We start from the raw sequence: 18,377 nt of genomic DNA on the forward strand, positions 1-18,377 counted from the left end.
ATGCCCGAGGCTCGCACCGCGCTCGTCACAGGTGCCGCCAGCGGGATCGGTGCCGCAGTCGTCGAACGTCTCGCCGTCGACGGAGCGCAGGTCCACGCGGTCGACATCGACGGCGACGCCCTCGACAAGCTCGTTGCGCGCATCGGCGTGGACCGGGTGACCCCCTGGGTGCTCGACCTGGCCGACCTCGACACGCACGCCGACCTGCCCACCGACATCGACGTCCTCGTCAACAACGCCGGGATCCAGCACGTCGCACCGGTCCACGAGTTCCCGATCGAGGAGTTCGAGCAGATCCACCGGCTCATGCTTCTCTCGCCGTTCCGGCTCGTCCGTGCCTGCCTGCCACACATGTATGCCGCCGGCTGGGGTCGCGTGGTCAACGTCTCGTCCGTGCACGGGCTGAGGGCCAGTGCCTTCAAGTCGGCCTACGTCTCGGCCAAGCACGGTCTCGAGGGACTGAGCAAGGTCGTGGCCCTCGAGGCCGGTGACAAGGGCGTCACCAGCAACTGCATCAACCCGGCCTATGTGCGAACTCCCCTGGTGGAGAACCAGATTCGCGCACAGGCGGAGGCGCACGGCATACCGGAGTCCGAGGTCCTGGCGGAGGTCATGCTGACGCCGGTGGCTGTGAAGCGGCTCATCGAGCCGGCGGAGGTCGCGGACCTCGTCGGCTTCCTCTGCGGCCCGTCGTCGGACTCGATCACGGGCAGCTCGTTCACGATGGACGGCGGCTGGACCGCCCACTGATCTCAGGTGCGCTTGCGCGAGCTCGTCACGGTGAACTTGGAGGTGCGCTGCACCTGCTTGGTGGACCCGATGAGCTTGTCGAGGATCGGCCGATAGCTCAGCGGGGTGTTCCAGACGCACCAGAGCTCGCCACCCGGTTCCAGGGCCCGTGCGGCATCGGCGAAGAGGCGTTCGGCGAGGCCGGTGTGGACCGCCGACCCGACGTGGAACGGCGGGTTGAGGACGATGAGCTGGGCCGTCGCGGGCTCGAGCATCTCGAGCGCGTCGGCCCGGACGACCTCGACGCGTTGGCCCACGCCGTTGGCCTCGGCCGTCGCCACTGTCGAGGCGACCGCGGCTGCGGACTGGTCGGTCGCGAGGACGCTCAGTGCAGGACGGGCCAGCGCCAGGGCCGCGGCGACGACTCCGCTGCCCGAAGCCAGGTCGACGGCTCGGTCGGCCTCACGCATCTCCGGGAGGTGCTCCAGCAGGAGCCGGGTGCCGATGTCGATGTTGGTGCCGGCGAACACGCCACCGTGCGCGACGACCGTGACGCCGAGGTCGTCGTGGGTGCGCTGCCTGGGCCAGGTGGTCGCGATGTCCTCACGGGGGCCGGAGACGCGCAGGACCCGGGACTTCTGGCGGGCCAGGCTCGGCCGGACCGTCGTGAACGACGCACCCAGCACGTCGTTCATCCTGAGCGACATGTGCTTGACCCGACCACCCGCGAGCACCCGCACGTCGGCGTGCGCGTGCTGGGCGATGAGCTGGGCGATCTCGTCGAGCTCGTCGAGCGACCGGGGGAGCTGGAGGAGCACCAGCCGCGCGCCGGCCACGAGCGAGGCGTCGAGACCGTGGCGGGCATAGCCGTCCACACCGCGGCGGCCCGCGTTGGCGTCGAGTGCTCTCTCGTTGAGGATTCCGTCCTGGTGCACCCGGACCCCTGACCCGCCGGCCGCCAGGGCGCCGAGCGTCAGGGCGCCATGGTGGTCCCCGATGACGACGACGTCGCCGTCGCCACCGGGCAGGGCACCGGCCTCGTCGAGGAGGAGGAGGTCAGTGGCGTCCCACGCCTGGAGGTTGGACGCCTCGACGTCGGGCCAGCGGCGCAGGTCGTCCCAGTCGGACGTCAGGGGTTCGGACACCAGGGATCAGATGTCGCGGAAGATCTCGATGGTCGCGCCCAGCGCGTTGAGGCGCTCGGCGAGATCCTCGTATCCGCGGTTGATGACATAGACGTTGCGCAGCACCGAGGTGCCGTTGGCAGCCAGCATCGCGAGCAGCACGACGACGCCGGGACGCAGCGCCGGCGGGCACATGACCTCGGCCGGACGCCACTTGGCGGTGCGGCCGGTGATCATGACGCGGTGCGGGTCGAGCAGCTGCACCTGGGCACCGACCTTGGTCAGCTCGGTGAGATAGATGGCGCGGTTCTCGTAGACCCAGTCGTGGATCATCGTCGTGCCCTCGGCGCAGGCGGCGATGAGCGCGAAGAACGGCAGGTTGTCGATGTTGAGCCCGGGGAAGGGCATCGGCGCGATCTTGTCGATCGGCGCGGTGAGCTGGCTCGGCAGGATGGTGATGTCGGCGAGGCGCGTGTGGCCGTTCTTTGCGAGGTACTCCGGCGAGATCTCGTACTGCAGGCCCATCCCGTCCAGCGTCGCGAGCTCGATCTCGAGGAACTCGATCGGTGCCCGCTCGATGGTGATCGAGGACTCCGTGACGACGGCGGCGGCGATGAGGCTCATGGCCTCGATCGGGTCCTCGCTGGGGGAGTAGTCGACGTCGACGTCGATGGACTCACGGCCCGTGACCGTGAGGGTCGTCGTGCCGATGCCCTCGATCGTGACGCCGAGGCGCTGGAGGAAGAAGCAGACGTCCTGGACCATGTAGTTCGACGACGCGTTGCGGATGACGGTCGTGCCGGCATACAGGGCCGCGGCGAAGAGGACGTTCTCGGTGACCGTGTCCCCACGCTCGGTGAGGACGATGGCCTTCTCCGGGCGCTTGGTCTTGTCGACCTTGGCCTCGTAGAAGCCGTGCGTCGCCGCGACGTCGAGACCGAACGACTGCAGGGTCGTGAGGTGCGGCTCGACGGTGCGGGTGCCGAGGTCGCAGCCACCGGCGTAGGGCAGCGAGAAGGTGTCGAACTGGTGGAGCAGAGGACCGAGGAACATGATCACGGTCCGCGTGCGACGAGCGGCAGCGACATCGATCGAGTCGAGGTCCAGCGTCGCCGGCGGGATGATCTCGAGGTCGCTGCTGTCCGGGAGCCAGCGCACCTTGACGCCCATCGAGGTGAGGACCTCGATGATCCGGTTGACCTCCTCGATGCGCGCGAGGTTGCGCAGGGTCGTGCGCCCCTTGTTGAGCAGGGCGGCGCAGAGCAGGCCGACGGCGGCGTTCTTGCTGGTCTTGACGGGGATCGAGCCGGACAGCTTGGCGCCACCGACGATCCGCAGGTGCTGCGGACCGCTGTGCCCCAGCGAGACGAACTCGCTGCCGAGGGTCTCGCCGACGCGGGCGAGCATCTCGAGGCTGAGGTTCTGGCGGCCCTGTTCGATGCGCGCGACCGCGCTCTGGCTGGTGCCGAGCTTGTCGGCGAGCTCGTTCTGGGTCAGGCCCTGGTGACGACGTGCGTCTCGGATGAGGGTGCCGATACGAGTGAGGTAGCTGGACTCAGTCATGCCGAACAGCGTATGTCAGATATGAGATAACGCAAGCCACGGCGTGCAGCGGCAACGTCCCTCGTCGACGCCACGGATCTGGCACCATGACGCCATGACGGGGGAGGCGACACGCACCATTCCTGGGTATGCCGTGGCCTGGCGGATCGCGGTGAGCGTGGTCGTCACCGTCACGGTCGCCCTGGGGACCCTCATCGGCAACGACGGCTGGTGGCCGTTCGCGCCCATGTCGCAGTACGCCTTCTCCGTCCGCAACGACGGTGTCATCAACTCGCTCACCATGGCCGCGGTGACCGTGGACGGCGAGGAGGTGCGGGTGCCGTTGTCCAAGGAGATGATCGGCATCGAGCGCGCCGAGATCGAGAGCCAGGCGCCGCGCATCATCAACAACCCCGGCCTGCTCCAGGACGTCGCTGTGCTCCACCGCCGCCGCCTCGCACACGAGCCCGCCTATCGCACCATCTGGTTGCAGAACACCCAGCGTGACATCCGCACCGGTGCGACCACGGTGCGCAGGCTCGTCTCCTGGGAGGTCGTCGACCCCATCGACCCCCGGCCCAGCGGCATCTCCCAGGACGCGCGATGAGTGCCGTCCGGACCTTCTTCGTGCCGGCCCTGCCACTGGCGCGCGTGGCGTGGCTGCGGCGCTTCATCTATGCCTTCGTGTGGCTCGACGTCCTGTGGATCGTCACCGACCCCATCCCGCACGGTGACGTGCCGGCGAGCCTCTACCGCGGACTCACCGTGCGGACCCTCTTCGGCATGCCCGCTCCGTCACCGACCTATGTCAGAGTGCTGCTGGCGGTCATCCTGATCAGCTCGGTCGTCGCCGCCATGGGGCGGTTGCCGCGGCTGGCGGGCCTGGCGTGCGCGATCGGGATGCTCGACTGGGTGAGCAACGCCTTCGCCTACTCCAAGGTCGACCACGACCACTTCGCCCTGATCCTGGCCCTGTTCGTGCTGCCCACCGTCGGCAGGGCCAGCGTGCGTGACGTCGACCGTTGGGAGACCGCTGGCTGGGCCATCCGGATGGTCCAGCTGGGGGCGGTCTCGATCTATGCGCTCTCGGCCTGGGCCAAGCTGCGTTTCGGCGGCCCCGGCTGGGCCAACGGCGCGACCCTCATCTGGGCGCTGACCCGTCGTCCCAACGGCATCGGTCCCTGGGTCGGGTCCCACCAGACACTCACCCACGCGCTCCAGTGGATCGTCTGGATCGCCGAGTTCCTCGCACCCCTCATGTTGTGGCTCAGGGGCAAGGCGCTCCATGGTGCGCTGCTCTTCGCTGCCGGCTTCCACCTGAGCACCTACCTGATGCTCAAGATCCACTTCCTGCCGCTGGCCGTCTGCCTCCTCGCCTTCCTGCCCCTGGAACGCCTGGGGTCGGTCAAGGACCGCGTGACGCGGGCCCGGCGCGCCCGGAGCGCGACGGGGGCGGACGCCATACCCCGGAAGGTCGAAACGGTTCCCGAGCCGTAGCGGCAGGCGCGAGCCGGTCCTTAGTCGGGGTCGGGATGCGCCTCGAAGGCCCGGGCCAGCATCGGTGCCACGATCTCGGCCTGCCACGCACGCACGCCGTAGTCGTGCAGTGCCTCGGTGAAACCCGCCGTGTCGCGCGAGGTCGGTGGACGCCACACCACCCGGCGGAGCGGGTCGGGTGAGATGACGTTCTCGACCGGGATCTGGTGCTGCTCGGCGTATGCCGTGAGCTCGGTTCGCGTGTCCGCCAAGCGGGCGGCGGCGACCGGGTCCTTGTCGGCCCAGGAGCGTGCGGGCGGTGGCCCGTCGGATCGCACCGTCCGGGGCGGGAGGTCGGCCTCGTCGATGGCGTTGGCGCGCTGGACCGCCGCGACCCACTGGCGGCCGTAGCGGGCGATCGCCCGGTGCCCGCTGGGAAGGCCGGACGGTGTCGTCGGTGCCTCCGTCGCGATGGCGACGAGTCCGGCGTCGGGGAGGATGCGACCGGGTGAGGTGTCGCGTTCGCGGGCGATGTCGTCACGGGCGTACCAGAGCTCACGCACGACGGCGATGCCCCGGCGGCTGCGGATGGTGTTGAGTCCGCTGGTGCGCCGCCAGGGGTCCACGCGCTCGGTCGGTGCCCACTGCAGCAGGGCCTCGAACTCCTGCCGGGCCCACTCGGACTTCTGCTGACGGTCGAGGTCGACGCCCATGAGGTTGCGCAGCTCGGTGAGCACCTCGACGTCGAGCGCTGCATAGCGCAGCCACGGCTCGGGGAGGGGCCGCGTCGACCAGTCGACGGCGGAGTGCTCCTTGGCCAGCGCCAGACCGAGGTAGTGCTCGACGACCGCGGCGAGTCCCACCCGGGGAAGTCCGAGCAGCCGGGCGCCCAGCTCGGTGTCGAAGAGCTGGATGGGACGCAGGCCCACCTCGGCGAGACAGGCCAAGTCCTGGGTCGCCGCGTGCAGGATCCACTCGGCACGGCCGATGGCCTCGTTGAGGGGAGAGAGGTCCGGGCAGGCGATCGGGTCGATGAGCCACGTGCCGGAACCCTCACGTCGCACCTGGATGAGATAGGCGCGCTGACCGTAGCGGTAGCCGGAGGCGCGCTCGGCGTCGACGGCGACGGGCCCCTCACCGGCCGCGATCGCTGCGGCGGCCTCGCTGAGTCGCCGCTCGGACTCGACGACGTCCGGCGTGCCGTCGGCGGGCTCGTTGAGGGGGGTCGGCGGGGGAAGCGCGGGCTCGGCGTCAGGGTTGTGCTCGGCGTCGAGGTCCTCGGTGGCCACGGACGAGTCGGACGGGTCGTCGGTCATGTCAGCGGCGAGGCCCGGGCAGGGCGACGACGCCCTCGGGCAGGGGAGGGAGCCCGGCGATGGTGCACAGCAGGTCGGACCAGGCCAGCAGGTGCAGTCCCGCGTCGGGTCCGACCGGGGTCCAGGACGCGCGCACCTCCATCTCCACACTGGCCGGGCGGTCGGCCAGGCCGGCAAAGCTCTGGCTCACGACGCGGGTGACGGTGCCCGCCTCGGCGATCGCCTCGACCCCACGGTTGCCGAGGGCGTCGACGAGCCACGACCACCCCACCTCGCCGAGGAGCGGATCGGCGGCGAGCTCGGGCTCGAGCTCGGCGCGCGCGAACGTCACGGCCCGCCACTCACCACCCCACGGTTCGGGAGCGGACGGGTCGTGGAGCAGCACGAAGCGACCGGAGGCGAGCTCCTCGTCGTCGCCCGCGGAGCCGAGGACGTCGGCGGTGAGGGCCACGGCATACGGAGCGATCCGTTGGGGGGCCGGGACCTCGGTGATGCGCACCTCGGGCCGCAGCCGAACGTGTCGCAGTGCCTCGAGAGCCTCGGTGAACTCCGGGGACTCGCGGCCGGGAAGGGAGCGTGTTGCCACCTGACGAGGGTATGCCGGGTGGCTGGGTTCGCGGGTGAGGCCACGCCGGATGGTGCGGGTGGTGCCGGTGGTGCTGACGGAGGATCCGGCGGGGCACTTGCTTAGGTCACCCTAACTAAGGGTACCCTCACCTTCATGACCACACGAGAGTCGTCACCTGCCACGTCCCTGCTCACCGCTCGCACCGCCGAGGCCTGTGCCGACGCGGTCGCCACCACTGCCCGCGTCGCGGCCGAGGCGATCGCCGGAGCCGGGGGGCCGTTCAGCGGGGTAACGCCCGGGCCGCTGGGTCGCGAGGTCGCCGCGATCGACCTCGACGTGCCCACGACTGGGATGGCCGCCGTCCTCGACGAGGTGCGCGAGCTCTATCTGCGCGACGCCGTCTACTTCCACCACCCGCGCTACCTCGCGCACCTCAACTGCCCCGTCGCCGTGCCCGCCGTCGCGGCCGAGGCGATGCTCACCGCGGTGAACTCCTCGCTCGACACGTGGGACCAGAGTGCCGGCGCCATGCTCATCGAACGGCGCCTGGTCGACTGGACGGCCGAGCGGGTCGGCCTCGGACCCGACGCGGACGGGATCTTCACCAGTGGCGGCACCCAGTCCAACCTGCAGGCGCTCCTGCTCGCTCGCGACGAGGCCCTTGCCAGGCACGCCGACCGACCACGCGCCGAGGCTTTGGAGCAGCTGCGGGTCTTCGCGTCCGCCGCCGGTCACTTCAGCGTCCAGCGAGCCGCCCGGCTGCTCGGACTCTCGCCCGACGCCGTCATCGTGGTCCACACCGACGACGCCGAACGCCTCTGTGTCGACGCCCTCGTGAGCGCGGTGTCGAAGGAGCGTCGCGCCGGCAACCTGCCGTGCGCCGTCGTCGCCACCGCCGGGACGACCGACTTCGGCAGCATCGACCCCCTCACCGAGATCGCCGACGTCGCCCTCGCCCACGACCTCTGGATGCACGTCGATGCGGCCTACGGCTGTGGGCTGCTCGTCTCGCGCCGGCGCGCCCTGCTCTCGGGGATCGAGCGCGCCGACTCGGTGACCGTCGACTTCCACAAGTCCTTCTTCCAGCCGGTGAGCTCCAGTGCCGTGCTCGTGCGCGACCGGGCGACCCTGCGACACGTGACGATCCGTGCCGACTACCTCAACCCGGTCGAGCACGCCGACCGTCGGGGCATCGAGGACCAGGTCGACAAGAGCCTGCAGACGACACGACGCTTCGACGCCCTCAAGCTGTGGTTCACCCTGCGCGCCATGGGCCCGGACGGGGTGGGCGAGCTGTTCGACACGGTCATCGACCTCGCCGCCTCGACGGCCGGGCACCTCCGGCTCGATCCCCGTTTCGAGGTGGCCGTGGACCCGGTGCTCAGCACGGTGGTCTTCCGCTGGGTGCCGTCGTCCCCGTCGGGCGCAGGCACGGTGCACGACGCGCGCGTGGACGCCGCCAACACCGGCGCCCGCGAAGCCGTCTTCTCCGCCGGAGAGGCCGTCGTGGCGTCCACGAAGATCCACGGTCGCACCTGGCTCAAGCTCACCCTGCTCAACCCGGAGACCACCCTCACTGAGGTCCTCGAGGTCGTCGACCTCCTCGGGGACCACGCCGAGCGCGCCTTCGACGCGGCACCGGACCTCGTCGCCACCGGACGTGAGGTGGCCTGATGCACGACGTCATCGGCATCGGCCTGGGCCCCTTCAACCTCGGTCTCGCGGCCCTCCTCGACCCCGTCGACGACGTCGACGACGTCTTCCTCGAGGCGCGCGACGCAATCATGTGGCACCCGGGGATGCTCCTGCCCGACAGCCGGCTGCAGACGCCGTTCATGTCCGACCTCGTGACGATGGCCGACCCCACGTCGCGCCACTCCTTCCTCCAGCACCTCAAGGAGACGGGACGGCTGTATCCCTTCTACATCCGGGAGTCCTTCTATCCGCTGCGGCGTGAGTTCGACGCCTACTGCCGGTGGGTCTCCGAGCGCCTCGAGAGCGTCCGCCTGTCGCGCAGGGTGACGTCGGTGACCTTCGACGAGAACCAGCGTGCCTACGTCGTGCGGGCGTCGACGCCCGACGGAGAGGAGACGTATGCCGCCCGCTCGCTCGTCGTCGGGACCGGAACCCCGCCGCACGTCCCGGACAGCTGTGGCGGTCTGCCGGCGGAGCTGCACAACTCGACCTACCTCCAGCGCAGGGCGGCGCTGCTCGACTGCCGCCGCGTCGTCGTCGTGGGCAGCGGCCAGAGCGCGGCCGAGATCTTCCGTGACCTCCTGGCCGCCGACGACGGCCGGGAGCGCGAGGTCATCTGGCTCACGAGGTCGCCCCGGTTCTTCCCGCTCGAGTACACCAAGCTCACTCTCGAGATGACCTCGCCGGAGTACGTCGACCACCTCCACGCCCTCCCGCCGGAGCGTCGCGAGTCGCTCATCACGTCTCAGGCCCAGCTCTACAAGGGCATCTCGGGCGACCTCGTCGACGAGATCTACGACGCCCTCTACGCCGCGGGTGTGGAGGGACCGCCGAACACGCGCCTGTTCACCAACACGGTGGTCACCGGGTCGGTCCAGGAGCCGGACGGCACCTACCGGCTCACGGTGAGGCACGCCGACACCGGTGAGGAGCGCGACCTCGAGACCGACGGGCTCGTCCTGGCCACCGGATACAGGCACGAGGTGCCCGCCTTCCTCGCTCCCGTCGCCGACCGCATCCGCTGGGACGGGCGTGGCCGCTTCGACGTGACCCGCGACTACCGGGTCGACGTGGACGGTCCGCCGATCTGGGTGCAGAACGCCGAGCTTCACACGCACGGTTTCGCCGCCCCCGATCTCGGGATGGCGGCATACCGGAACTCCTTCATCGTCCGTGGGATCACCGGACGCGAGGTCTATCCGATCGAGACGCGGATCGCTCACCAGGAGTTCGGACTGCCCGAGGTCGCGCCGCTGCGACGGAAGGTGTCGGCATGACGGCGTTCACGTTGCGACCGGTCGACCCGCTCGCCGACGCTCCCACGCTCCATCGGTGGGTCACGCATCCCAAGTGCCGCTTCTGGCAGATGGCCTACCACGACGTCGCGCAGGTGCAGCAGGCCTATGTCGAGATCGACGAGAACCCCACTCACGACGCGTTCCTCGGCCTCGTCGACGACGAGCCGGCGTTCCTCGTCGAACGCTACGACCCGGCGGGTGACCCGGTGGGAGAGGTGTATGCCGTGCAGCCCGGCGACGCCGGAATGCACGTCCTCGTCGCGCCGACGGATTCGCCCGTGCCGGGGTTCACGCGTGACGTCTTCGCGACGGTCATGGACTGGCTCTTCGAGGACCCGACCGTGCAACGCGTCGTCGTGGAACCCGACGCCGCAAACCATGCCGTCCACGCCCTCAACGCGTGGGCCGGCTTCACCGTCCACGAGCGCGTCCGCCTGCCCGGCAAGGACGCCCTGCTGAGCTTCTGCACACGCGACGACCACGTCGCCTCCGCTACTCGTCGAGGAGCTGCCGCATGACCACCAGGCCCCACTTCCCCGCGCACCTGCAGCCCGAGCACTGGGCGCGCGCGACGCGCTGGCTCGTCCGCAAGGCGCTGGCCGAGTTCGCCCACGAGCGGATGCTCGACCCCATCGCCCTCGGACGCGGGAGGTATGCCGTCCGCGCGAGCTCCGGTGCGGCATACGAGTTCTCGGCTCGGGTGCTTCCCCTCGACCACTGGCTCATCGCGCCGGAGTCGATCGTGCGGACCGTGGGCGGGGAGGTGCGGGACCTCGATGCGCTCGAGCTGTTCGTCGAGCTGCGCGCCGACCTCGACCTCGGGCCCACGGTCCTGCCGCTGCTCCTCGAGGAGGTGTCGGCGACACTCAGCGCCCAGGCCTACCGCTGGTCCGTGCACCAGCCGAAGAGCAGTGAGCTCGTCGGTGCGGACTTCCAGCTGGTCGAGGCGTCGATGCGTGAGGGGCACCCCTGCTTCGTCGCCAACTCTGGCCGGATCGGCTTCGATGCCAGCGAGTACGAACGCTATGCACCCGAAGCTGCGCCCGACGTGAGACTTGTCTGGCTGGCCGCCCGGCGTGAGCGAGCCACCCTCGCCGTGGGAGCCGGCATGACACGGGAGCGGCTCCTCGCCGAGGAGCTCTCGGACGGGACCCTGGCCCGGTTCGAGCGCGTCCTCGCGGAGCGTGACCTCTCGCTCGACGACGTGCACCTGCTCCCCGTGCACCCGTGGCAGTGGGACAACCGGGTGACGACGACGTTCGCCGCCGACCTCGTCCGGGGTGATCTCGTCCTGCTCGGGCACGGCGACGACGTGCACCGACCCCAGCAGTCGATCCGCACCTTCTTCAACACGTCGGCGCCGGAGCGCAGCTACGTCAAGACGGCGCTGTCCGTGCTCAACATGGGCTTCCTGCGCGGTCTCTCCGCCGCCTACATGGAGGTCACCCCGGCGATCAACGACCACGTCGCCGACCTCGTCCGCGGCGACGAGACCCTGCGGGCCAGCGGCTTCGACGTCCTGAGGGAGCACGCGTCCGTGGGCTACCGCAGCCCGGCGTATGACGCTGCGGCCGAGCGGGGCGACCCGCACCTCAAGATGCTCGCCGGGCTGTGGCGGGAGAGCCCGGTGCCCCTGCTCCGGGAGGGGGAGACCCTCGCGACGATGGCGAGCCTGCTCCATGTCGACGAGGTGGGCGGGTCGTTCGCCGCGGCCCTCGTCGAGGCCAGCGGACTTCCGGCCAAGGAGTGGGTGCGCCGCTATCTCGAGGCCTACCTCGTGCCCGTGACCCACTGCCTCGTCGCGCACCGGTTGGCCTTCATGCCGCACGGCGAGAACCTCATCCTCGTCCTGAGGGACGGCGTCGTGGAGCGCGTCATCATGAAGGACATCGGCGAGGAGGTGGCGATCTTCGACCCGGACGTCGCCCTGCCCGACGCGGTCGAGCGGGTGCGGGTCGACGCCGAACCGCCGATGCAGGCCCTGTCGATCCTCACCGATGTCGTCGACTGCTTCCTCCGGTTCCTCGCCGCCGTGCTCGACGAGGCCGGCGTGCTCGACGCCGAGGACTTCTGGGGGGTCGTGCGAGAGGTGCTCGACGACTACGAGGACGCGCACCCCGAGCTCGCCGCCCGGCTCGACGACCTCGACCTGCGGGCGGCGGACTTCGACCTCTCCTGCCTCAACCGGTTGCAGCTGCGCAACAACCAGCAGATGGTCGACCTGGCCGACCCCGTGGGAGCGCTGGCGTTCGCCGGTCGGATCGCCAACCCGCTGGCGGAGCCCCACTCATAGGCTGCGGAGGTGCTCTCCCTCCTCGCCCTCGCCTCGTCGGCCGTGTGGGGGACGTCGGACTTCTTCGGTGGGCTCATGGCCAAACGGCTCCCGGCCGTGGCGGTCGTCGGGATCACCCAAGGCCTGGCGTTCCTCCTGCTCTGCGGCGTCGTCCTCGTGCGCCTGGCGCTGGGGGACCCACCCGAGTGGGGGAGCTGGGTGGGGTGGGCCGTGCTCGCCGGACTCAGCGGGGCCACCGGCCTGGTGGCGTTCTACACGGCACTGGCCAGCGGCACGATGGGTGTCGTCGCACCCATCGCGTCCATGGGGGTCCTGGTGACCGTCGGACTCGGTGTCGCATCGGGTGAGACACCCTCGGGCTGGGTGTGGCTGGGCATCGCCGTGGCCGTCGTCGGGATCGTCCTCGCGTCAGGTCCCGAGATCTCGGGCGCCGTGTCACCACGTCCGGTGCTCCTCGCCTGCGTGGCCGCTCTCGCATTCGGTCTCGCCCTCTTCTCCCTCGACCGGGGCTCGCGCGACTCGCTGCTCATGACGTTGTGGGGGATGCGTTTCACTTCTGTCGTCGTGTTCGCCTCGGTGGCGCTCGTGCTGCGCTCCGTCGGTGGCGCCGGACGTGCCCACCTGCTGCCGCTCGCCCTCATCGGGTCGGCCGACCTGCTCGCCAACGCGCTCTTCGCCACTGCCTCCTCACGCGGGCAGGTCAGCATCGCGTCGGTGCTGGGCTCGCTCTATCCCATCGCGACGATCCTGCTGGCCCGCATCGTGCTGGGAGAGCGGCTCCGCCCCGTCCAGCAGGTCGGTGTCGTGTGCGCCCTCGTCGGCGCAGGCATCATTTCCCTGTGACGGGCGCTACGCCCTGCAATGAGAGGATCACGCGGTGATCTCCGACAGCCCGCTCGTCCTCGCCGCCACCCGCCAGCCGGTCCCGCACACCCCTGTGTGGTTCATGCGTCAGGCCGGGCGCTCGCTGCCCGAGTACCGCGCGCTGCGTGAGGGCACGGCCATGCTCGAGGCCTGCCGCACACCCGATCTCGTCACGGAGATCACGCTGCAGCCCGTCCGCCGCCACAAGGCCGACGCCGCCATCTTCTTCTCGGACATCGTCGTGCCGCTCGCGGCCGTGGGCGTCGACCTCGACATCGTCCCGGGCACGGGTCCCGTCGTGCCGGCCCCCTTCCGCACCCGCGCCGACCTCGACCGTCTGCCGGACCTCACCGCCGACGCCATCCCCGACATCACCGAGTCGGTCCGGCGACTCGTCGGCGAGCTCGGGCCCACCCCGCTCATCGGGTTCGCCGGAGCGCCCTTCACCCTCGCGTCGTACCTCGTCGAGGGGGGTCCGTCCAAGACCCATGAGCAGACCAAGGCCCTCATGCACGGTGATCCGCAGCTGTGGAACGACCTGTGCGAGCGGCTCGCCCAGATCTCCGGCGCCTTCCTCCGCGTCCAGGTCGAGGCGGGGGCCGGCGCCGTGCAGCTCTTCGACTCCTGGGTCGGCGCGCTCTCGCGAGCCGACTACACGGCATACGTCCAGAAGCACTCGGCCACAGCGCTGGCCGCGGTCGCCGACCTCGGTGTGCCACGCATCCACTTCGGCGTGGGCACCGGCGAGCTGTTCGAGCTGATGGGTGCGGCGGGCGCCGAGGTCGTGGGCGTCGACTACCGCGTGTCCCTCACCGACGCCGTGGCTCGTCTCGGGGACGGGTACGCCGTGCAGGGCAACCTCGACCCGGCGCTGCTGGGCGCCCCGTGGGACGTGCTCGAGGCCAGGGTCCGGGCGATCGTCGACGAGGGCCGCGACGCGCCGGGACACATCTTCAACCTCGGCCACGGCGTCCCGCCGCACGCCGACCCCGACGTCCTCACGAGGATCGTCGAGGTCGTGCACGAGCACTCAGCCCGCTGAGCCCGGGGGCATCGGCCCGGCGGGATGCGCGACCGGAGCGAGAAAGCCCGGACGGGCGGACCGACGACGGCGCAGCCACCAGATCACCGGAGCCAGCACGAGACCGAACGCGACGGCGAACGGGAGCACCGCGCCGATGACCGTGACGAGCACGGCCGCGGAGGACGTGAAGGCCGACCACCCGGACTTCAGGCCGGCCAGGAAGCCGCCGGCCGCGACCGGTTCGAAGTCGTCCGTCGACAGCGAGATGGAGATGGGCGACATCGTCACGGAGTCCTTGAGGTTGGCCAACTGTGCCGTGAGGCCGTCGAGCTCGGCCTGACGTTGTGAGAGCTCGTTCTCGAGGGAGACGAGGTCGTTGACCGTCGTCGCCCTGGCGAGCAGGTCGCGGATCCGGGCCACGCTGGCGGTCATCGACTTCACCCGGGCCTCGGTGTCGACATAGGTCCCCGTGACGTCCTCGCTCGAGCTGTTGCGGAACTGCACGTCGCCGACCTTCTCGATGAGTGCGATGGTCGCATCGAGCGAGGTCGAGGGCACGCTGATCGTGATGGTGCTGGAGGTGCCCCTGCTATCGGTGCCGGAGTACAGCTCCTCGGAGAGCACGGCTCCCTGCTGGGTCGAGGCGATCGTGCGGATCCGGTCGGCGGCCGCCGTGAGGGTCTCGACCTTGAGCTGGAGGTTGGCGCGTCGGACGAGCTTCTGGCCGACGACTGCTCGGGCCTGCGCCGTGGTGCCGTCCTTGGCCGCGCCGGCAGCGGTGTCGCCGTCGGAGGCCTGTGCGCCCTGGTCCTGCCTCGCCATCTCGCCACTGGCCGGGGCGCCGCCGGAGTCACTGCTGCTCTCGACGCCCCCGCCAGAGCAGGCGCCCAGCGCACCCAGTCCGAGAAGCCCGACGAGTGCGGCACTGGCGAGGCGTCGGCGCCACAGCCTCTGGGGGCGAAGAACCTGGGGGTTCATGGTGCTCTCCACTTCTCCGGTGGGCCCGGCGCTCGGTGTCTGTTGGTGGTGAGACTGCTCCTGCGGGGTCACGGGTTCCGCAGATCCGGGTCACGAGTTGATGACGGCCGGTGAGAGAGTGAGGAGGTGAGCGTCGCCGCACCCCTGTCCCGTCCCTCCGTCGTCGTCGTCGGTGGCGGGATCGCCGGGCTCACGGCGGCGCGCGACCTGCTCATCGCGGCGCCCGGCACACAGGTCGTCGTCCTTGACGCGTCCGACCGGGTCGGGGGCAAGGTGCGACGCGAGGAGATCGGCGGACACCTCGTGGACGTGGGTGCAGAGGCCATGTTGGCCGTGCGGCCTGAGGCCGTCGACCTCGTGGGTGACCTCGCCGACCACTCGGACGTCGTCACGCCGACCACGACGTCTGCTCGGGTGTGGTCGCGCGGCGACCTGCATCCCCTGCCACGCGGGCGGATGGGCGTCCCCTTCGCCGACTCGGTCGTCGCCGGACTCCTCGACGCCGACGAGGAGGTGCGCATGCGCACGGAGGCCCCGGCACCGTCGCCAGGGGACGACGTCTCCGTGGGCGACTACGTCAGTGCCCGGCTGGGTCCCGCTGTCGTCGACCGTCTCGTGGAGCCCCTGCTCGGCGGCGTGTATGCCGGTCACGCGCGGCTGCTGTCGCTGCGGGCGACGATGCCGGCGGTCTGGGCGATCGCGCGGACCCAGGGCTCCCTGTTGGCGCCACCGGCTGTCGACCCGCAGGCCGGGGCGGCGCGGCCACCGTTCATCGGACTGGTCGGTGGCGTGGGTCGGTTGTCGGAGCTCCTTGCCGCAGACGTCGAGGAGCGCGGTGGAGTTGTCGAGACCGGCACGATCGTCCGCGGCATCGAGCGCACTCCGACCGGCTGGTCCGTCCTCAGCGGGCCGACGACCCAGCCTCGTCGGCTGGAGGCGGATGCCGTCGTCGTGGCGGTGCCGCCGCCCGTTGCCTCCCGGTTGCTGGCGCCGATCGCGCCGGCAGCGGGTGTCGCGCTGGGCGAGGTCGAGATGGCCTCGGTGGCCGTCGTCACCCTCGCGGTCCCCTCCGCCCAGGTCGGGTCGTGGGAGGGCTCGGGATTCCTCGTGCCGCCCGTCGACGGACGTGGCATCAAGGCCAGCACCTTCAGCTCCGCCAAGTGGGGCTGGCTGGCGGCGGAAGGGGGCGACACGGCATACCTGCGTGCGTCCGTCGGGCGCGCGGGGGAGTCGGCGACGCTCCAGCGCGACGACGCCGACCTCGTCTCCCTCGCGGTCCGCGAGATCGCCGAGGCGGTCGGAGTGCCACCGCTCACGGTGCTCGACAGCCACGTGCAGCGGTGGGGTGGAGGGTTGCCGCAGTACACGGTCGGCCACGTGGACCGCATCGCCCGGGTGACGCGAGCGGTCGCGGAGGTGCCCGGTCTCGAGGTGGCCGGTGCGGCATACCAGGGCATCGGGATCCCGGCCGTCATCGCGTCGGGCCACGCCGCGGCAGAGGCGACCACGACCCACCTGAGGGCGGTCGCAGCGCACGCGGGAGAATGAGCCCATGAGCACCCCCACCGGTCGCCCCGCCCCGAGCAAGCCCACGCCCGCCCAGATGCGCGAGATCAACGAGACGATCCGCTACACGATGTGGTCGGTGTTCGAGGTGACCGAGCCCCTCGGCAAGGACGACCGCGCGGCGATGACGGCCGAGGTCGAGGAGCTCGTCGCCGAGCTCGGGTCGCGCGACGTGGTGGTGCGCGGCTTCTATGACGTCGCCGGGCTCCGCGGTGACGCCGACCTCATGGTGTGGTGGCACGCCGAGCGCATCGAGGACCTCCAGGACGCGTACCACCGGCTGCTGCGCACCTCGTTCGGCGCGCACCTGTCCTCGGTGTGGTCCAACGCGGCCCTGCACCGGCCGGCGGAGTTCAACAAGAGCCACGTGCCCGCGTTCCTCGCCGGTGAGGAGCCGCGCGACTACGTCTGCGTCTACCCGTTCGTGCGGTCCTACGAGTGGTACCTCCTCGAGGACGCCGAGCGTCGCGACATGCTGCGCGAGCACGGGCAGATGGCGCGTGAGTTCCCGGACGTGCGGGCCAACACGATCTCGTCCTTCGCGCTCGGCGACTACGAGTGGATCCTCGCGTTCGAGGCCGACGAGCTGCACCGCATCGTCGACCTCATGCGTGAGCTGCGGCCGTCCCGGGCCCGGTTGCACGTGCGCGAGGAGGTCCCCTTCTTCACGGGCCCTCGCGTCGGCGTCGCCGACCTCATCGCCCGCCAGCGCTGACCAGTCGCCGGTCTCTGCCGTGGGTAGTGCTCCCCATGGTGGGCCGGAGTGATGCCGTGCAGACTTGCCCGCACACACCCATCCACGAGCGAGGTAGGCCATGCGACGCGAGGAGACCGGCGGTCGGGGGACCGCAGAGACGTTCCGGGTGCAGCCCGAGGCGCTGCGGACCTTCAGGGACGAGCTCCTGGAGCTGGCTCCGCAGGCCGGTGCGGCATCGGACTACGCCAAGACGTGGGCCGAGCTGGACCCCAGTGGGGGCTCTCTCATGGAGCGCGTCGTCGATGTCGCCTACAACGTCGACACGGAGCTGACGACCTTCTTCACCGAGCTCAAGACGATCATCGCGGGTGCGGGCAGCGAGCTCGGCCAGGCCGCCAACCGCTACGAACGACTCGACGACGAGGCCGCGGCACGGCTGGACGCGACCTACTGGAGCCAGTCGTGAAGGCGCCGCTCGAGGGCGGAGGCGGTTGGTACCCCGCGCAGTACCTCGTGGACCCCGTCCCCAAGGACGTCGCGGGCGCCTGGGGAGACGTCAACGACTGGTACGACAAGTTCAACCCCTCCCTGGGCAAGTGGGCGCTCATGGCCTGGGAGAAGTTCTCCGGCGCCGACATCGGTGAGATCTGGGGCGAGCTCCTGGCCGGTGACTGGGAGCAGGTCGCCAAGCTCGCCGCGGCGCTGACCAACCTCGGGAAGTTCTGCGACGACTTCTCGGACGCCCTGGACGCGCACTCCGGGATCATGGACGGCGACTGGGACGGGGAGGCAGCCCAGGCGGCATCGGTCTGGTTCATCAGCGTGAGCGCGGCCCTCGACACGATGAAGGGCAACCTCGACGAGGCCGCCAAGGGGTTCAACGAGGCGGCGCTGGGCATCCACGAGTGCTTCGAGACCGTGAAGTCCGGCATCGAGACCATCGTCGACCTGGCGATCACCATCGGGATCTCGCTCGCAGCGACGGCCGCGTCGTCGTGGACGGGCGCGGGGCTGCTCATCGGAGGATCGGCGATCGCTGCCCAGGTGGCCCTGGCCGTCTCCAAGGTCTCCATGATCAAGGACGCCATCGAGCTGGCCACCCTCGCTGCTCGGGGTGTCATCGGGGTGACCGCCTCGCTGGCCGGGCCGGCGGGCAACTTCTCGACGGTGCATCTGCCCAGCGTCTACGAGAACAACAACCTGTGAC

Annotated in this window: 18 protein-coding genes; 13 read left to right on the forward strand and 5 right to left on the reverse strand. The window is 70.5% G+C overall.

The annotated features are described in order from the left end of the window. Positions 1 to 750, forward strand: a complete 750-nt coding sequence (locus tag ACFQW8_RS16015; protein WP_380089099.1) for a 3-hydroxybutyrate dehydrogenase — start codon at positions 1 to 3, stop codon at positions 748 to 750. 2 nt (positions 751 to 752) lie between these two features. On the opposite strand, the gene ACFQW8_RS16020 is transcribed toward ACFQW8_RS16015, so the two are convergent. Both ACFQW8_RS16020 and ACFQW8_RS16025 read right to left on the reverse strand, forming a co-directional pair. Beyond that, on the reverse strand, positions 753 to 1,877 hold the full coding sequence (locus ACFQW8_RS16020) for a class I SAM-dependent methyltransferase (protein WP_380089800.1): 1,125 nt from the start codon (positions 1,875 to 1,877) through the stop codon (positions 753 to 755). 3 nt (positions 1,878 to 1,880) lie between these two features. Next, the gene (locus ACFQW8_RS16025) at positions 1,881 to 3,416 is read right to left on the reverse strand and encodes a helix-turn-helix domain-containing protein (protein WP_380089101.1); all 1,536 of its coding nucleotides are present in this window, start codon (positions 3,414 to 3,416) and stop codon (positions 1,881 to 1,883) included. A 94-nt stretch (positions 3,417 to 3,510) separates the two neighbouring features. Here ACFQW8_RS16025 and ACFQW8_RS16030 point away from each other — a divergent pair, with 94 nt between their 5' ends. Together ACFQW8_RS16030 and ACFQW8_RS16035 are read left to right on the forward strand one after the other, a co-directional pair. Beyond that, positions 3,511 to 4,002, forward strand: a complete 492-nt coding sequence (locus tag ACFQW8_RS16030; protein ID WP_380089103.1) for a hypothetical protein — start codon at positions 3,511 to 3,513, stop codon at positions 4,000 to 4,002. Then, positions 3,999 to 4,892: a hypothetical protein gene (locus ACFQW8_RS16035; protein ID WP_380089105.1), complete on the forward strand. Its 894-nt coding sequence runs from the start codon at positions 3,999 to 4,001 to the stop codon at positions 4,890 to 4,892. The genes ACFQW8_RS16030 and ACFQW8_RS16035 overlap by 4 nt, the downstream gene beginning before the upstream one ends. A gap of 20 nt (positions 4,893 to 4,912) precedes the next feature. Here ACFQW8_RS16035 and ACFQW8_RS16040 read toward each other — a convergent pair whose 3' ends face one another. After that, on the reverse strand, positions 4,913 to 6,187 hold the full coding sequence (locus tag ACFQW8_RS16040) for an HRDC domain-containing protein (RefSeq protein WP_380089107.1): 1,275 nt from the start codon (positions 6,185 to 6,187) through the stop codon (positions 4,913 to 4,915). A gap of 1 nt (position 6,188) precedes the next feature. Then, positions 6,189 to 6,773, reverse strand: a complete 585-nt coding sequence (locus tag ACFQW8_RS16045; RefSeq protein WP_380089109.1) for a DUF3000 domain-containing protein — start codon at positions 6,771 to 6,773, stop codon at positions 6,189 to 6,191. Positions 6,774 to 6,908: 135 nt separating this feature from the next. Between ACFQW8_RS16045 and ACFQW8_RS16050 the strand changes: the two genes are divergently transcribed. The 6 genes from ACFQW8_RS16050 to hemE are packed head-to-tail and all read left to right on the forward strand — an operon-like array spanning position 6,909 to position 13,947. Continuing rightward, positions 6,909 to 8,429, forward strand: coding sequence for a pyridoxal phosphate-dependent decarboxylase family protein (locus tag ACFQW8_RS16050; RefSeq protein WP_380089110.1), 1,521 nt, complete (start codon positions 6,909 to 6,911; stop codon positions 8,427 to 8,429). Further along, the gene (locus tag ACFQW8_RS16055) at positions 8,429 to 9,727 is read left to right on the forward strand and encodes a lysine N(6)-hydroxylase/L-ornithine N(5)-oxygenase family protein (RefSeq protein ID WP_380089112.1); all 1,299 of its coding nucleotides are present in this window, start codon (positions 8,429 to 8,431) and stop codon (positions 9,725 to 9,727) included. Before ACFQW8_RS16050 ends, ACFQW8_RS16055 begins: the two co-directional genes overlap by 1 nt. After that, on the forward strand, positions 9,724 to 10,266 hold the full coding sequence (locus tag ACFQW8_RS16060) for a GNAT family N-acetyltransferase (RefSeq protein ID WP_380089113.1): 543 nt from the start codon (positions 9,724 to 9,726) through the stop codon (positions 10,264 to 10,266). The genes ACFQW8_RS16055 and ACFQW8_RS16060 overlap by 4 nt, the downstream gene beginning before the upstream one ends. Continuing rightward, positions 10,263 to 12,041 carry an IucA/IucC family protein gene (locus ACFQW8_RS16065; protein ID WP_380089114.1) on the forward strand — a complete coding sequence of 593 codons (1,779 nt, stop codon included), beginning with the start codon at positions 10,263 to 10,265 and terminating at the stop codon, positions 12,039 to 12,041. Before ACFQW8_RS16060 ends, ACFQW8_RS16065 begins: the two co-directional genes overlap by 4 nt. Positions 12,042 to 12,050: 9 nt before the next feature. Continuing rightward, positions 12,051 to 12,884 carry a DMT family transporter gene (locus ACFQW8_RS16070; RefSeq protein WP_380089116.1) on the forward strand — a complete coding sequence of 278 codons (834 nt, stop codon included), beginning with the start codon at positions 12,051 to 12,053 and terminating at the stop codon, positions 12,882 to 12,884. A gap of 34 nt (positions 12,885 to 12,918) precedes the next feature. Then, positions 12,919 to 13,947 (forward strand): uroporphyrinogen decarboxylase, encoded by a 1,029-nt coding sequence (gene hemE / locus ACFQW8_RS16075; RefSeq protein WP_380089118.1) that lies wholly within the window; start codon positions 12,919 to 12,921, stop codon positions 13,945 to 13,947. Here the strand turns inward: hemE and ACFQW8_RS16080 are convergent. After that, positions 13,936 to 14,907: a DUF4349 domain-containing protein gene (locus ACFQW8_RS16080; protein ID WP_380089119.1), complete on the reverse strand. Its 972-nt coding sequence runs from the start codon at positions 14,905 to 14,907 to the stop codon at positions 13,936 to 13,938. The genes hemE and ACFQW8_RS16080 overlap by 12 nt on opposite strands. Positions 14,908 to 15,033: 126 nt before the next feature. Here ACFQW8_RS16080 and hemG point away from each other — a divergent pair, with 126 nt between their 5' ends. From hemG to ACFQW8_RS16100, 4 genes are all read left to right on the forward strand, one after another. Then, the gene (gene hemG, locus ACFQW8_RS16085) at positions 15,034 to 16,455 is read left to right on the forward strand and encodes a protoporphyrinogen oxidase (protein WP_380089121.1); all 1,422 of its coding nucleotides are present in this window, start codon (positions 15,034 to 15,036) and stop codon (positions 16,453 to 16,455) included. A gap of 4 nt (positions 16,456 to 16,459) precedes the next feature. Next, on the forward strand, positions 16,460 to 17,188 hold the full coding sequence (gene hemQ / locus ACFQW8_RS16090) for a hydrogen peroxide-dependent heme synthase (RefSeq protein WP_380089123.1): 729 nt from the start codon (positions 16,460 to 16,462) through the stop codon (positions 17,186 to 17,188). 100 nt (positions 17,189 to 17,288) lie between these two features. Beyond that, complete coding sequence (locus tag ACFQW8_RS16095) at positions 17,289 to 17,636, forward strand: type VII secretion target (RefSeq protein ID WP_380089125.1); 348 nt, start codon at positions 17,289 to 17,291, stop codon at positions 17,634 to 17,636. Continuing rightward, entirely contained in the window at positions 17,633 to 18,376 is a 744-nt protein-coding gene (locus tag ACFQW8_RS16100) for a hypothetical protein (protein WP_380089127.1), read from the forward strand. The genes ACFQW8_RS16095 and ACFQW8_RS16100 overlap by 4 nt, the downstream gene beginning before the upstream one ends. Position 18,377 lies beyond the last annotated feature (1 nt).

Source organism: Knoellia altitudinis (assembly GCF_042666355.1).
In the GTDB taxonomy this organism is placed as follows: domain Bacteria; phylum Actinomycetota; class Actinomycetes; order Actinomycetales; family Dermatophilaceae; genus Knoellia; species Knoellia altitudinis.